This window comes from Candidatus Chloroploca sp. Khr17, assembly GCF_004138165.1.
Classification (GTDB): Bacteria; Chloroflexota; Chloroflexia; order Chloroflexales; family Chloroflexaceae; genus Chloroploca.
Genome location: NZ_RYFF01000051.1, coordinates 1 through 15,383, shown reverse-complemented (window position 1 = coordinate 15,383; position 15,383 = coordinate 1). Strand labels below are relative to the sequence as shown.

Here is a 15,383-nt window from a genome sequence, read left to right as displayed (position 1 = left end):
GATTATTTGCGCAGCGTAAACATCACATAGAGCGGATCGCTGCGATCAAACCGTTCTTCCAGGGGATGCACAAGCAGGGCCAGAACCAGATCTTTCAGCACAAAACGCCGCCAGTAGCGCGTCAGGCGCGTCTCGTGATAGCGGCCATTCAGGATCGAGCGCCCGAAGCCCTCGAGTCGGCTCATCTTCAGTGCACCCGGGGCCACATAGACCCGATGCAGATCGGCCTCGGTATAAAAGCGGAAAAACGAACCCGCTTTGCCCTCTTGCACAAAGGCATTTGGGCCAGCCGGAATGAATTTCCTGATCCCCTTGAAAAAGTCGGTGCGGCCTTTGCTGGTAAAGGGCAAGGTCAGCGCCGCGAGACCACCGGGGGCCAGGACACGCGCCAGTTCACGCCCAACGGCCTCATCGTCGGGAATATGTTCGAGCGACGAGACCGCCGCAACGCGCTGTACGCTTGCGTCGCGGATCGGCATCGCCGTTGCACTCGCCACAAGAGGAAAGAAGCGCCCATCGCCTCGACGTGCCGTGGCGCGCCGCTTGGCTAGTTGCCAACGCACCCGATCGGCATCAAGTTCGAGCACGATCACATCAACGCCCTCTTTCGCGAGCATGTGGGGATACGACGACGTGCCCGAGCCAAGATCAAGCACAAGATCACCAGGCTGCAGTTCGAGCGCCCTAGTCGCCCAGGGATACTCGATCAAGCGCCAGAGGCTAAAATCATTGACGGTCTCACGCAGAATGCGCCAGCCGTTGAGGGCAATCTCGTAGGCGACTGTTCGCCACGCAGGCAAACGCACCGCACGTCCTGATTTTGTCACCGCTTGAGCCATCCGTTCCTTCACTTATTCAATCGCAATCCCCATCACCGCAATGCTCAATTGTCGCCCGGATTGGTCGGGCGAACTCTCCGCCGGGGCGCTTAAGTATACCATAGTCTCACCAGGCGGCAGGATCAACCGCAGGTGACGCACGCTCCGTTGGCGGGCGACGTCGATAATAAAGGGAGGGGCGTCTCCTACCTGGAGCGTCAGCGGGCGCGTCTGGGCGAAGGCTTCGAGGTCAAGCGAAAGCCGTACGGGGCGCGCAGTTGGCTCGGGGTTGAGCAGAAAGAGCTGCGCAGTCGGTTCCATCCAGCGCCAGCGGGTTCCCCGGTCTTCTTCCAGATCACCCCAACCGCTGCCCAGGTAGGCCAATGGACGTTTCACCGGCGGATCGGGCACCGGATAGAAGGTCAGTTCGTCATCCTGGACACCTGGCACCAGGCCCATCTCGTCAACTAGGTCGCGCATAAAAGTCAGGGTCGTGCCCATCGAAGCATGGTGAAAGACGACCGAGCGAATCGTATAGGCAGCAAGCGTTTCGCGGGCCAGTTCGGGCCAACCTGGGGTAAGGATATCATCGCGTTGCACCTCACCAAAACGCAGTTCGCGCACGCCGGGGGCATAACGCCCGAGAGAATAGGGTGGCTCGCGCCCGATAAAGCCGCCCACAATCGGCCAGCGATGCGCGGTCTGGTACCAAAGATGTTCGCTATTCGAGACATTGAGATGCATCGGAATGGGCAGCAGCCCTCCAGTGCCATCAGGAGGAGGCATCATCAGATAAGCCTGGGGCATTGGGCGTTGAAAGAGCGGCAGCGGCCCTGCCCAGCCATCAATCAGCACCACGGCAGCCAGCAGGGCAGTCGTGAGCCACGGCGCCCCACGCCGACTTGTACGCCGCACAAGGTGATAGGTACCCACAGCCGCAAAGAGTGCCGTCGTCAAGATCGCGATCACAACAAAATGATTCGGGCGATGACTCGAACGCACCCCCGGCAGATCCTCGATCAAGGCATAGGGACCAGGCATCCCCGTATGCCACCCAAAGAACATGATCTCGCGGCCGAGCGCCATCGCCGACGCCAGCACCCCGAGCACCAGCCAGCGCCACTGCGTTCGCCAGGTCGCCGCGACCCCAACCAACGCCAGCGCAATCCCGACCAGCCCGAAGGCGACATTCCAGAGAATCTCACCAGGATGGAGACTGGTATAAAACGCAGTCACCGCCTCACCCCAGAGCGGATGGTTAGGGTTAGGGAGCCCGAACGAAATCAGATCGGCTAGCGCGTGTTGCTCGGTACGCGTATCGCCGAGCACCTCATCGCCCGCCTGGATCAAATGGAGCAAGCGCGGCGTCATCAACAGAAACCAGAGCAGAATCGGCACTAGGCCCCAGGCGATCAGACGGAGATCAAGGAGCCATCCCTTGATGGGCAAGCGCACCACAGCCTTTGCGGGCCGCGTCGCCTCACGCGGTTGCAACGCCCAGAGACCGGCCAAGACGCCGGCGGCGATCAGCGTAAAGAGGCCATAGTACCACGTGCCCAGGCCAACCCAGAGCAACAGCAACCCACTGAGCAGCGCCCAGAACCAGGTAGGCCTGGTAAAGAGCTTCAAGGTTGCTAGCGCCCAAAGGGGTACCCATTGAATCGAAGCCACCTCGAGTTGCGCATCAAGAACTTTTTGCATATGAAACGGCGCAAAGGCATAGACCGCGCCCCCAACAAGTGCCGCATAATTGATGAGGTGCAGATGCGCAGGGTCAGCATAGATCTGCCGCAGCACCGTGCGGGCAAAGAGAAAACTAAAATAGCCCCCCAGCACAAAACTGAGCACGATCAGCAGATTATAGGCCGGCAACGGGCCAGCTGTAAGCGTCACCGGCAACGCCAACAAACCCTGGGGCAAACTGAGCCAGAGCCAGAAGATATCGAGGCCATGGGGATAAAAGAGCAGCGGCGTCACAAACAGATTCTGCCCGGTCGTCAACGCCTCCGCTGTCCACCAAACATTCCAGATCCCCAGGTAGGCATCCACCTGACCAGGGCCTTCGGCAATGACATGCGTCAGCACATGCAACGGCATCGGCCAGAGCACAACGAGGCTCAGAACAAGATAACAGCCCAGCGCAAGCAGATGGAGCTTCAGAGCTGAGACAACCTTTGGCACAGACGACTCCCACCACGTACATGAATACAGCGCTGTATTATACCATTAGGGCCGAAGCACACGCCACCCACGCTTCCAGGGCGATTGCATCTTCCGTGTATGTACCCCGCCAGGGCACCCGCAAGGGGTGCCCCTACACCGATCCCGGCCCCCGGCCTGGAGGGGCACCCCTTGCGGGTGCCCTGATAGCGCGTCTTTTTGTATCCGGTTTCGTATGATGCAATCGCCCTGCCCACGCTTCGGCCTGACGTTGACGCCTCTCAGGGCGTGTGGTATACTCTGCCCACGGCGACATCGTTTATGAGGCAAAAGCACACATGGCATCGATCTTCTCGCACCAGTTTCTGCGCATCCATAGCTCACCCGTGAGCAGTCTGCGCCTGCGTCGAGACCGTCGTACCAACTTCCAGTCGGCTTTCTGCCCTGGCTAATTGTGCTTGTTGACCATTGGGGATCAGGCCAGCTTTGCTAGAGCGCAGGGCTGGCTCTTTTAATGTCCTGGAGACAGAAGCAAACAAGGGAGCGTACCATGGCAACGGGTGAAGTCAAAAAGGTGGTTCTGGCCTATTCGGGCGGGCTCGATACGTCGGTGATTGTCCCCTGGCTCCGCGAGAATTATGGGTGTGAAGTGATCTGCTTTTGCGCCGACCTGGGCCAGGCTGATGAACTGGAGGGTCTTGAGGAGAAGGCGCTGGCGAGTGGGGCGAGCAAGTTGATTGTGCGGAACTTGCGCGAGGAGTTTATCCGCGACTATATTCTGCCGACGATGCAGGTTGGGGCCATCTACGAGCGCAAGTACCTGCTCGGCACGTCGTTTGCGCGCCCGATCATCGCCAAGCATCAGGTCGAGGTCGCCGCGCTGGAGGGGGCCGACGCCGTCGCGCACGGGGCAACCGGCAAGGGCAACGACCAGGTGCGCTTTGAGTTGACCTATTTTGCGCTGAATCCCCATCTGAAGATTATTGCCCCCTGGCGCGAGTGGACGATTCGCAGTCGCCAGGATGCGCTCGATTACGCGGCTGAGTATAATGTCCCCGTGACTGCCACCGCCGAGAAGATCTACAGCCGTGATCGCAACCTCTGGCATCTGAGCCACGAAGGCGGCGTGCTGGAAGATCCGTGGAACGAGCCTGAAGAGGATATGTTCCAGATGAGCGTTAGCCCACAGGCAGCCCCCGATGAGCCCGAGGAATTGACGATCAGCTTTGTGCAGGGCGTGCCTGTGGCCGCCAATGGATCCCAGATGGGCCTGGTGGAACTGGTTGATTACCTCAATGCCGTCGGTGGCAAGCACGCGATCGGGCGGGTTGATCTGGTGGAAAACCGGCTCGTCGGGATGAAGAGCCACGGCGTCTACGAGACTCCCGGTGGGACAATCCTCTATACGGCGCACCGCGAACTCGAGAGCATTGTGCTCGACAAAGAGACGCTGCGCGCCAAGGATCGCATTGCGCTCGATTATGCCGATCTGGTCTACAATGGCCGCTGGTTTACGCCGGTGCGTGAAGCATATGATGCCTTTGTGCAGACTACCCAGCGCACGATGACCGGCGACGTGCGGATGAAGCTCTATAAGGGCAACGTGATCGTCGTCGGGCGGCGCTCGCCCTTCTCGCTCTACAACGAAGACCTGGCGACCTTCGGCCCCGATATGGTCTACAATCAGAAGGATGCCGAAGCCTTCATCAAGCTCTATGGCCTCTCGATGAAGGTGCAGGCGTTGATGAAATAGAGTGGATGCGACAGGGTTGCGTGGTGACGGCTGCGCTGTATGGGTTCACACTTCTCCTGGGAGCGCGGGTGGCTCGCCCGCTCGGGTCTGGATGCGGGCGAGCCACCCGCGCTCCCAGGATGAGGCTTTACCCCAAGTCTGAACAGGTACGCTGCGCTGCCACCACGCAACCCTCACGGGGAAGGGTGAGCGAGGTATGACCAATCTCTATCTGATTCGTCACGGCGAGGCGTGGGCGAATGTGCAACCAATTCTGGCAGGGATGCGGGGCGACAAAGGGCTAACCCCGCGGGGTGTGGCCCAGGCCGAGCGGCTGCGGGATCGGCTGGCCCACGGCGAGCTACAGGCCGATGTGCTGATTGCCAGCACGCTGCCGCGCGCTCGCCAGACCGCCGAAATTATCCAGCCAGCGCTGGGGTTGCCGATCATCTTGGATGATGAGGTGCAGGAATTGCGCCTCGGCGAGGTTGACGGCATGACCAACCAGGAAGCGTGGGCGATCTTTGGCCCGCCTGACTTTGAGCAGTATCCGCTGCGCCCAATCGCCCCGGGCGGCGAGAGTTGGGGCGGCTTTATGCTGCGGGTCGCCGAAGCCTTGACCAGAATTACCAGTGAACACGCGGGCAAATCAATTGTGGTTGTCTGTCATGGGGGCGTGATTGACGGGGCCTTCATGCATTTCTTCCGATTGCCCTCGAATGTCTTGCCTCCAACCGATTTTCATACCCGCAATACGAGCCTGACCCACTGGGAACAGGTTCATCGCCGGGGGCGGTTGCTCTGGCGGTTGAATAGCTACAATGATATTGCCCATCTGCACGATATCGGCGCAACCGAGTCGGTGCGCTGGGAAGATACGGATTTGCAAGCACCTGGTGGGCATCCGGCATCACCGGTACCAACCGAGTAGAGGAATAACGGACGGTCATGGATACATGGATCGAAGATGGTCACCCCACGTCGCCATTGGGTTGGCAGGCAGCAACCCACGACTGTGGCATCAAGTATCGCAATCGTGATGATCTTGCCTTGCTGGTGAGCGAACGTGCATGTACGGCAGCCGCTGTCTTTACCACCAATCTGGTCAAGGCAGCCCCCGTACGCTATGACATGGAACTGATAACGCGCAACCCCACCGGGTTGCGTGCGCTCGTCGTCAATGCGGGCAATGCCAATGCCTGCACCGGCAGCGAGGGCGAGGTGGCAACATTGACCATGGCGCGCACGACTGAAGAAGCCCTGGGGTTGCCCGTTGATACGGTTTTTGTGATGTCAACGGGGACGATTGGCGTGCCAATGCCCGTCGCCAAGGTGATGAGCGGGATTCACGCCGCTGCACAGAAGCTTGATGCGGCCAATGGGCCTGCGGCGGCACGGGCAATCATGACGACCGATACGCGCCCGAAACATGCCGCGCTGCGCGTAGAGCTTCCTTCGGGGTATACGCTTACCCTGGGCGGGATGGCGAAGGGTGCCGGCATGATCCATCCTAACATGGCAACAATGCTGAGTCTGGTGACAACCGATGCCGCTGTTAGTCGTGAGGCGCTCGATACCGCGTTGCGCCAGGCCGTCGAGGTGAGCTTTAATAGTATTAGCATTGATGGCGATACGAGTACCAACGATACGCTGCTAGTGCTCGCCAATGGCGCGGTCGGCAATGCACCAATTACCGACCTCGCAAGCCCCGATGGGGCTGCGTTTCTCGCCGGACTGACGGCGCTCTGCCAGTATCTGGCACAGGCCGTGGTGCGCGATGGCGAGGGAGCAACCCGTTTTGTGACGATCACCGTCCGTGGCGCGGTCAGTGTCGCCGATGCCCGCCTGGCGGCAATGACGATTGCCAAGTCACCGCTGGTCAAAACGGCGCTCTATGGGGCTGATCCCAACTGGGGACGGGTGCTCTGTGCGATGGGCTATAGCGGGGCGCACCTTGATCCCGAACGAGTGGTGTTGCACTTTGGGGGCCTGCGGGTGCTTGAACGCGGCCTGCCGCTGCCCTTTGACGAACAAGCAGCCAGCGACCTGCTCAATGTGCCCGAAGTGAGCATTGAGGCCGACCTTGGCCTCGGCGAGGGTGAGGCAACCGTTTGGACATGCGATTTCAGCCCAGAATATGTTACTATTAACGCCGAGTATCGGACATGACCCGCATTGATCTGGCGCGCGAGCTGATCCGCCGGATGCATGCAACCCACGGTGATCAAATTGTGCTCGGTGGGAGCCTAACGATCCCAGGCGAGCACGATCCCTGGTCAGCGCTGAAGCTCTGGTTTGTGGTTGAGGATAGCCTGGTATTGCGCGAGCGCCATCTGCTTTTTCAAGAGGTGACGGTGGCGATGCTCGTGACCGAGCGTCGTCACCTTGAAGCCGAACTAGCGGATCCCGGTTTGCAGTGGGCGACAATGATGGGGCGGCTCGATCAACTGCACCCACTGGTGGGCGACGCCGACCTTGTGGCTCAATGGCGCACCCTCGGGATGAGCCTGAACCACGAAGCCTTTTTGATCGGCGTCGCAACACATTTGCCCGCCCTGGTCTTCCAAGCCTATGGGCGACTCCGCGCTGCAGCGGCACGCAACGATGAACTCGATGCCAGGTTGGTCGTTAGCGCCATGATCGAAGAATTATGTCAAGCACTTTGTCTAATCAACCGGCGCTGGGTGACGAGCGAAGGGTACCCGGCCCTCGAACAGAGCATGGCGTTTGCGGTGCGACCCGAGGGTTACGCACACCTCGTCAACGCCCTGCTGACAGCGCAGCAACTCAGTGAGCTTGTGCCAAGTGCAGGAGAACTTATGGCCGCCTACTGGCGCTTGTTGGTCGCACAAAATATGAGCATTCAAAGATATCAGAAGATCGAGCAGATCTAAGGACATACGCATGGAACACAAACTCTGGGGAGGGCGCTTTGCCGAGCCGACGGCAGCGACAATGCGTCGCTTCAATGATTCGTTTCGCTTTGACCGCCGCCTGGCCGAGGTCGACATTGACGGGAGCATCGCATGGGCTGGAGCGCTGCTCGAAGCCGATCTGATCAAGCGCGAAGAGCACGAAGCGCTTTGTCAAGGCTTGGAACTGGTGCGCCGTGAATTTGCCGATGGCAGCTTTGTGGCGATCGAAGGCGACGAAGATATTCACACCGCCGTCGAGCGCCGGCTCCACGAACTCGTCGGCGTTGTCGCGCTCAAACTGCACACTGGGCGTTCGCGCAATGATCAGGTCGCCACCGATATGCGGCTCTTTGCGATCAGCGCAGGGCGGCAGATCGATCAGCGGCTGCTCGGGCTGCAACTCGCCCTGCTGACCCAGGCCGAAGCCCATGCCTCGACGCTGATGCCGGGCTATACACACCTGCAACGGGCGCAACCGATCACCTTTGGGCACTGGTGCCTCGCGTATGTCGAGATGTTCGAGCGCGACCGTCAGCGCGTGCATGAAGCAACAGCGCGGGCACGCACGCTCCCGCTCGGTGCGGGCGCACTGGCGGGTAACAGCCTGGGCATCGAGCGCGAACGGCTGACCGAGGCGCTTGATGAGTTCGACGCGGTGGCCGGCAACTCGCTTGATGCCGTCTCGGATCGTGATTACGTGGCCGAACTGCTCTTCACCTTTGCGCTGACCGGCGTCCACCTCAGCCGTCTCGCCGAAGATCTGGTGCTCTACAGCAGCGCCGAGTTTGGTTTTGTCGAACTGGCCGACGCCTACAGCACCGGCTCGAGTCTAATGCCCCAAAAGAAGAACCCGGATAGCATGGAACTGCTACGCGGCAAAAGCGGACGGCTCATCGGCAATCTCGTCACGCTGCTCACCGTGCTCAAAGGGTTGCCGATGACCTACAACAAAGACATGCAAGAGGACAAAGAGCCCTTCTTTGACAGCCTGGACACACTTGATCTGAGCCTTGAGGTCGCAGCAGCGGTCGTAGCAACAATGGAGGCCCGGCACGAGCGGATGCGGGCGGCGCTTGATGATGCGATGCTCGCGACTGACCTGGCGGATGAACTGGTGCGCCGAGGCGTGCCCTTCCGCGAGGCGCACGGCAAAGTAGGGCGCCTCGTACGGCGAGCGCTTGAATTGCATCTGCCGATGCGCGAATTGCCCCTGGTTGAATATCAGGCGGTACAGCCGGAACTTGACCATACCGTCTACAGTCTCTTTGATATGGCCCAGAGTGTTGCGCGCAAAGATAGCCTGGGCGGCACGGCACCGGATCGCGTGCTGGAACAGTGTGCCCGTTGGCGCGATCTGCTTGATGAATAAGGAGCAAGCCCACCCATGACCAGTCCGTTGTATCAGCCACCGGTAACCTTGCCTCGCCTGAATGTAAGTTCTGAAGCCACCGTCATCATTCGGCGTGCGCGGGTCAGTGATATACCGCGGTTATATGAGATGATCAACTACTACGCCCTGCGCGGCGATATGTTACCCAAAACGCTCGATCAGCTCTACAATCGGGTACGTTCTTTCAACGTCGCCGAAGCCGACGGCGAAGTCGTCGGCTCTGCGGCGCTCAACATCACCTGGGCGGACCTGGCAGAAGTGGTGAGCCTGACTGTGCATCCCGACTTCCAGGGGCGCGGGTTAGGTCGCCATTTAGTGGAACCACTCTTTGACGAAGCCCGTGAACTGGGCATCCCGACGATCTTTGCCCTGACACTGCAAGTCGGCTTTTTCAGTCGTCTCGGCTTTCGCGAAGTGCCGAAGTTACGCCTGCCGCACAAAATCTGGCAAGACTGCAACACATGCTTCAAGCAAGATCGCTGCGACGAAGTCGCGATGGTGCGTGAGATTCCCTCCGAGCGTGCGTAAAAAGCCAGCGCTGCTGGCTTTTACGCACGCTCGGAAGGGTATATCGCCGTGCGCGTTTGTAGCTCATCAAAGGTAGGCACATCAACGATCCAGCCAGTGGGGGCCAGAATCTGACGCAAAAACTTGACCAGATCGGTTGTGTCGCGAGTCACCAATGGGCGAAGACTCACGCCTGGCTCAGCCGAGCCCTGTGCTAGTGCGTGTGCCTCACTCACCTGAGCAGGCGCACCAAACGGGGTATCGGCAAGAGGCGGATCAGGGAAGAGCATCGCAACCGGAATAGAACTGGTGGACGCATCCTGTTGCAGATGGTGAAGGAGCGCCGCACGCTCAAAGATAGCGAGGCGCATATCAAGCAGGATGAGATCAGGCAACAGAACGGCAGCAAGTTCTTCGCCCTCAGATGGCGAGCCTGCCATTTCCACGTGAAGACCCACATGGGCAAGGAGGCGTGGAATACGCTCGGCCAGCGTTGCATCCTCGCTCACACAGAGCACCATCTGTGTTGCGATGGCCGCCGCAGGTTCAGACGACGGAGCGCTCACCAATGGAGTAATACCAATTGGAATTGAGGAATCCGCATAGGTATTGGTGCCAGAGCGCACTGGAACGCCATGCGCGGCAATCTGCAATCCAAAATCTGCCATCTGAAATGGTATAACCTCGTGCAAAACGCCGGCGCGTAACAGTTCAGCCGCCTCGAGATCAAGCACCCGCGGCAAGGTCAGGGTAAACGTCGAGCCAACCCCGGGCTGGCTCTTCACGGTAACCTCGCCGCCGAGCAGATACGCGAGGCGCTGACTCAGCGCTAGACCAAGCCCCGTGCCACCATATTTGCGAGTTGTCGAAGCATCGGCCTGCATAAAATTCTGGAAGAGCAAGGGCAGTTGGGCCGGACTAAGGCCAATACCGGTATCATGCACCGCAAAACTGATCCACTCAGAGGTAGGATCAGCCTCACCAGCGAAGACCGTAACTTCAAGAGTAACCGTGCCTTGATGCGTGAACTTGCAGGCATTGCTAAGCAGATTGAGCAAAATCTGGCGTAAGCGCACTTCATCAGTTATCATCGCATCCGCCCGGGGATGCAGAACGCTGCCGAGCACATTCTGATTCTGTTCGGCAAGAGGTCTTGCGGTATCAAGTACTGCCGCGATCAATTCAGACACATTCAACGGTTTAAGCTCGAGTTGCATACGTCCGGCCTCGATCTTCGCGAGATCAAGCACATCATCGATCAGAATTTGCAGCTGTTTACCGGCACTCTTGATGCGGCCCAGATCATGCATCACTTCTGCCGGGGCCGTCTCTTTAAGCGAGCGCATCAAAAGTTCGGTATAGCCGATAATCGCCGTGAGCGGCGTACGTAACTCGTGGCTCATTGTGGCAAGAAACTGACTCTTGGCGCGATTCGCTGCCTCAGCGTCATCTCTAGCATTGCGGAGGGCGTGCTCGATCTGTTTGCGCTGGGTAATATTGCGAACAATCGCCTGGATCGCGACGATATCACCCTCACGAAAGGGCAAGACCACAACCTCGGTCTCGACCACCGAACCATCAGGGCGCAGCAACATACGATCACACAAGGCAGGTGTTCCATCGGCACGGGGCACAAGCTCACCAAACACAGGATCAACAGGCCGCCCGACGAGTGGTTGCGAGGGAGGGTGGCCTAACAGGTGGCTTGCGGCTGAATTGGCATAGCGCACCGTCTGCCCATCATGAACAATGATGGCATCAGGCGACAACTCGGTCAACTGGCGATAGCGCTCGGCGCTCTCGCTGATGCGCTGCTGGGCCTGAGTCAGGCGTTCAAGCATCGCATTGATCGAGGTGGCAAGCTGGGCAATTTCATCACGGCCCCTCACGGCCACCCGCGCCTTGGGCTGATCAGGTTCAACCGCGCCAACCTGGTCGCTCAACGCAATGATGCGGATCAAGACGGTGCGCTCGAGCAACGCAAAGATGAGCAACCCAAAGAGCAAACCGACCCCGACGAGCATCAGCATATACTGGCGCGAAGCCTGTTGACCAAGTTGATACACTTCGCGGGGCAACTCGACCGTCAGCAGCACCCCCGATCCACCATAGAGATCGTCAAGCCGGGTCGCCCCGACGATCGTTTGCGCATCGCGTGGCATGATCGCTACGGACTCACCGGCAGCAAGTTCGGTCACCAACGAAGCAAACTCGGCACTGCTTGCCGGATCATCAAAGCGCGTAAGCGTAAAGGGCAGGCGCGTCAACTCAGCCAGGCGGGCAAGTTCAGCAGGGTTAAGCTCCCGCGCCATCAACAACGTCCCGGCGGGCGGCCCCTCACCGAGACTCGTGAGAATCGGTTCAGTCGCGAGCAACCAGAGGCGATCCTCAAGCACGAGTAGGCCAGTAAGGCCATCGGCGGACTCGTCGTGCTGCAACAAGTGCGCGTTAGGTCCATCAAACTGATGGAAGGCCACCGGTGGTACCGTCTGCTTACCTAGATCTACATCAAAAAAACTTTCATAAACAATTTGATTTTCAAAATTAATAAAAGCAATATAGGTGATATTATTATTCAGAAATGTTGAATCAAGAAAATTATTTTCAATAAAGACCCGATCAGGTTCACGAACAAACGCAAACGCGTCGTCCCAGGTCGCATAGTCACGCGTAACGCGGGTCAGATCAGCGAGATTATTATCAAGCGCATTGACGACCTGTTCAACCCGGATCGTGACCGTACGCTCTTCGGCTTCAGCAAAACCCTGCCCAATAATGGTACCTGCTAGCCAGAGTAGTGCGCCGAGCAAGAGTCCAAACAACAAACAGGTCGCCAGCAAAATACGGAGGCGTAACGAAACGAGATTCATAGTGGATATATTTCGTGCTCAACCCTATGCAAGAGCATTTGCTGTCACTAATTATACAGCGCTGAACTTACCAAACTCACACAAGATAGAATCAGTAGCCTGGAAAGGAAGGTTTCTGACTTTCGCTTCTCGCCCGCTTTTGCTCCCGAAGCGGGCGCGGTGCCCGCGTCCCCATGGCGCAACGCATGCTGTATGCTTGCTCGCGGCGTAACCGCGAGCAAGCATACAACTGCTTTTACAAGCCCGTTAGGGCTGCTATACGAAGCCTTGCATCTACAAACTAAACGGCCTCTAAGATACCTTTTTGGATACTCGTATGAAGCGGTGCCATCACCTACCACAAGCGTGTTGCGCTGCCTGCCAGTGCTGTCACGATAGAGCGTCTTTTTGCATCCGGTTTCGTATGATGCAACAGCCCTGGACGCTTCGGTCTTACGTCTTGACGCTCAAAAGTCAGTCGTGTATACTTTTACGTGCATACGTGTTCTGTTTTAAGATGGTATAGTTACCGGTATTTATATACAAATATCCTCTCGTCTCTGGTACCAGGTACAGCTATTGCTAAGACGCCCTATGTGATCGAGGGGTTGCTGGCCCGGGGTGGCATGGGTGAGGTCTATCGCGCCCGCGATCGCGGCCATCTGTGTACGACTTGAAGGGTTGCCGCTGGCCCTGGAACTGGCCGCCGCACGCATCGCCATCACGCCGCCCGAGGCGCTGCTGCACGACCTCGATCAACAACTCGCCGTGCTTGTTGACGGCCCCCTCGACCTGCCTGCACGCCAGCGCACCCTGCGCGACGCGCTGGCCTGGAGTTACCAGCGGCTCAGTGGGCCAGAGCAGGCGCTCTTTGCGTGTCTCGGCATCTTTGGCGGCGGCTGCTCGCTCGAACTTGCGACCGAGGTTGGGGCCGCCTTACCTACGTTGGACAGAGCGGATCTTGTCGAACTGACGGCAATGCTTGTTGCCCGCAACATGCTGCGGTGCGCGACGAGCGGGCCAACGCCACGCTATACGATGCTCGAAAGCTTGCGAGCGCTGGCGCTGGAACACCTGACCGAGCGCAAGGAACACACACTTGTCGCGGCTGCCTTCGCCAACGCCATGCTTGCGCTCGCAGAGAGGGCGCATCCGCACCTGCGCAGCCCGGATCAGGCGACCTGGCTGGCGTTGCTTGAGGGCGAACACGCCAACCTACGGGCGGCACTGCGCTGGTTGCTTACCAGTAACGAGGTAAACCTGGCGGCGCGGCTAGGGGCCGCGCTCTGGCGGTTCTGGTATGCGCGTGGGCACTGGAGCGAAGGCCGCACCTGGCTGGCGCAGATCCTGGCTTTGCAAGGGCACGCTGCTGATGCCACCCTGGCGCAGGTGCTGGAAGGGGCCGGCATGCTCGCCGTCAACCAGACCGCCTTTGCCGAAGCGACCAGCCACTACGAGGCGTGCCTTGCCTTGCGACGCCGCCTCGGTGACGAGCGCGGGGTCAGCATTGTCCTGAACAGCCTGGGCGTGCTTGCCGATATGCAAGGCGACTATCAACGGGCGGCGGTGCTACACCGTGAAAACCTCGCCGTGCGACGCAGCCTCAACGACCAGCGGGGCATCGCGACGGCACTGAGCAACCTGGGCATTGTTGCCAACGAACTTGGCAACCACACCGAAGCGGCTACCGTCTTTCGCGAGAGTCTCGCGATCCACCGCGCCACGGGCGACCCACGGGGGATCGGCATTGCGCTGGGTAACCTGGGCATGGCGGCGCTCTATCAAGGCGACTATTATCAAGCCGACAGTTGTTTCGCTGAATGCCTCAAGACCTTTGAAGAACTGGGGCATCGGGCCTATATTGCGGTTGCGCTCAACAACCGCGGACTGGCCGCGCTCTACCAGGGCGAAGCGGAGCGGGCCGCCCCGTTCTTCCAGGCGAGCCTGACCCACTACCGCGACCTGAGCAACTGGCAATACGCGCCTTCAGCAATCGAGGGGCTGGCGGCGGTCGCCACGCTACGCGGCCAACCCATCCAGGCGGCCCGGCTCTTTGGTGCCGCCGCAGCCATGCGCACACAGGCGAATTCACCGCTCACGCCAGCCGAACGCGAACGCTACGACAGTTTTGTCGCGCTCACCCAGGCGCAACTGACCGCCCCGGTCTTCGCATCGGCATGGACAGAAGGCGAACAACTCAACCCGACCAACGCCACCGCGCTCGCCCTAGAGGAGCCCAATGACACCCGGTGAAACCATCTACCCGCAGATCCGTGCGCTCGTGCCTGACGTCGAACCAGCGAACTTCCTGCTGCGGGACGAACTCTGCAGCCTGGGGCGCGCCACACTATGCCAGATCATCGTCAAGCGGGCGGTCGTCTCGCGGCTGCATGCCCGCATCGAGCGAACCGCGCTACGCTACCTGCTCTACGACGCCGACAGCGCAAACGGCACCTTTGTCAATCAGCGGCGCCTCAAAGGAGCGCACCAACTGAAAGATCGCGACCAGATCGGCCTGGGCAGCCCCGAAGCGATCCTGGTCTTTAGCGATCCTGATCCAACCTTCATTCCCGTCGGGCGCTTACGGTACGACGAACAACGGCTCATCTTCTTCCTCGGCGAAGAGGCGCTTGCCCTGACGGTGATGCAAACGCGCCTGTTGCGCCACCTCTACGACCATGCAGGCACCATCTGCACCCGCGAAAGCTGCGCACCGGCCCTCTGGGGGCAAACGTACGAACCAGGGCGCGACGCCGGAGCGCTCGATCGCGCCATCAACAGCCTGCGGAGCACCCTACGTCGCGCCGATCCCGAAGCCGAGTTGATCATCACCCACCGCGGCCAGGGGTATGAGTTGATGAGTTGAAGGCCAGCTTTGCTGGCCTTCAAGGGTACATAACTTGAGTTTCAGAGATAAGAATGATGTGCTGAGAATTTGACGTTTAGACTACCCAGCCAGATCGTCCAACCCGATTTTGGGTAACCACACCGAACAAACACGGGCCGGCTTGC

At 59.3% G+C, this 15,383-nt stretch carries 11 protein-coding genes; 8 read left to right on the top strand and 3 right to left on the bottom strand.

What is annotated here, in order from left to right; translation table 11 throughout:
* Window positions 1–2 precede the first annotated feature (2 nt).
* Both EKD05_RS20880 and EKD05_RS20875 read right to left on the bottom strand, forming a co-directional pair.
* Complete coding sequence (locus EKD05_RS20880) at window positions 3–839, bottom strand: class I SAM-dependent methyltransferase (RefSeq protein ID WP_129676779.1); 837 nt, start codon at window positions 837–839, stop codon at window positions 3–5.
* A 12-nt stretch (window positions 840–851) separates the two neighbouring features.
* The gene (locus tag EKD05_RS20875) at window positions 852–2,999 is read right to left on the bottom strand and encodes a hypothetical protein (protein WP_129676777.1); all 2,148 of its coding nucleotides are present in this window, start codon (window positions 2,997–2,999) and stop codon (window positions 852–854) included.
* Window positions 3,000–3,528: 529 nt separating this feature from the next.
* Here EKD05_RS20875 and EKD05_RS20870 point away from each other — a divergent pair.
* The 6 genes from EKD05_RS20870 (at window position 3,529) to EKD05_RS20845 (ending at window position 9,543) form a co-directional block, all read left to right on the top strand.
* Window positions 3,529–4,731, top strand: a complete 1,203-nt coding sequence (locus EKD05_RS20870; RefSeq protein WP_129676775.1) for an argininosuccinate synthase — start codon at window positions 3,529–3,531, stop codon at window positions 4,729–4,731.
* Window positions 4,732–4,927: 196 nt separating this feature from the next.
* Window positions 4,928–5,641, top strand: coding sequence for a histidine phosphatase family protein (locus tag EKD05_RS20865; RefSeq protein ID WP_129676773.1), 714 nt, complete (start codon window positions 4,928–4,930; stop codon window positions 5,639–5,641).
* A gap of 17 nt (window positions 5,642–5,658) precedes the next feature.
* On the top strand, window positions 5,659–6,879 hold the full coding sequence (gene argJ / locus EKD05_RS20860) for a bifunctional glutamate N-acetyltransferase/amino-acid acetyltransferase ArgJ (RefSeq protein ID WP_129676771.1): 1,221 nt from the start codon (window positions 5,659–5,661) through the stop codon (window positions 6,877–6,879).
* Window positions 6,876–7,604, top strand: a complete 729-nt coding sequence (locus tag EKD05_RS20855; RefSeq protein ID WP_129676769.1) for a hypothetical protein — start codon at window positions 6,876–6,878, stop codon at window positions 7,602–7,604. The genes argJ and EKD05_RS20855 overlap by 4 nt, the downstream gene beginning before the upstream one ends.
* A 10-nt stretch (window positions 7,605–7,614) precedes the next feature.
* Window positions 7,615–8,994 (top strand): argininosuccinate lyase, encoded by a 1,380-nt coding sequence (argH, locus tag EKD05_RS20850; protein ID WP_129676767.1) that lies wholly within the window; start codon window positions 7,615–7,617, stop codon window positions 8,992–8,994.
* Window positions 8,995–9,009: 15 nt separating this feature from the next.
* The gene (locus tag EKD05_RS20845) at window positions 9,010–9,543 is read left to right on the top strand and encodes an N-acetyltransferase (protein WP_129676765.1); all 534 of its coding nucleotides are present in this window, start codon (window positions 9,010–9,012) and stop codon (window positions 9,541–9,543) included.
* A 20-nt stretch (window positions 9,544–9,563) separates the two neighbouring features.
* Here EKD05_RS20845 and EKD05_RS20840 read toward each other — a convergent pair whose 3' ends face one another.
* The gene (locus tag EKD05_RS20840; protein WP_129676763.1) at window positions 9,564–12,392 is read right to left on the bottom strand and encodes a CHASE4 domain-containing protein; all 2,829 of its coding nucleotides are present in this window, start codon (window positions 12,390–12,392) and stop codon (window positions 9,564–9,566) included.
* 609 nt (window positions 12,393–13,001) lie between these two features.
* On the opposite strand from EKD05_RS20840, the gene EKD05_RS20835 reads away from it, so the two are divergent.
* Both EKD05_RS20835 and EKD05_RS20830 read left to right on the top strand, forming a co-directional pair.
* Window positions 13,002–14,624, top strand: coding sequence for a tetratricopeptide repeat protein (locus tag EKD05_RS20835; protein WP_129676761.1), 1,623 nt, complete (start codon window positions 13,002–13,004; stop codon window positions 14,622–14,624).
* Window positions 14,611–15,237: an FHA domain-containing protein gene (locus EKD05_RS20830; RefSeq protein ID WP_129676759.1), complete on the top strand. Its 627-nt coding sequence runs from the start codon at window positions 14,611–14,613 to the stop codon at window positions 15,235–15,237. The genes EKD05_RS20835 and EKD05_RS20830 overlap by 14 nt, the downstream gene beginning before the upstream one ends.
* The last annotated feature ends 146 nt before the right edge of the window (window positions 15,238–15,383 follow it).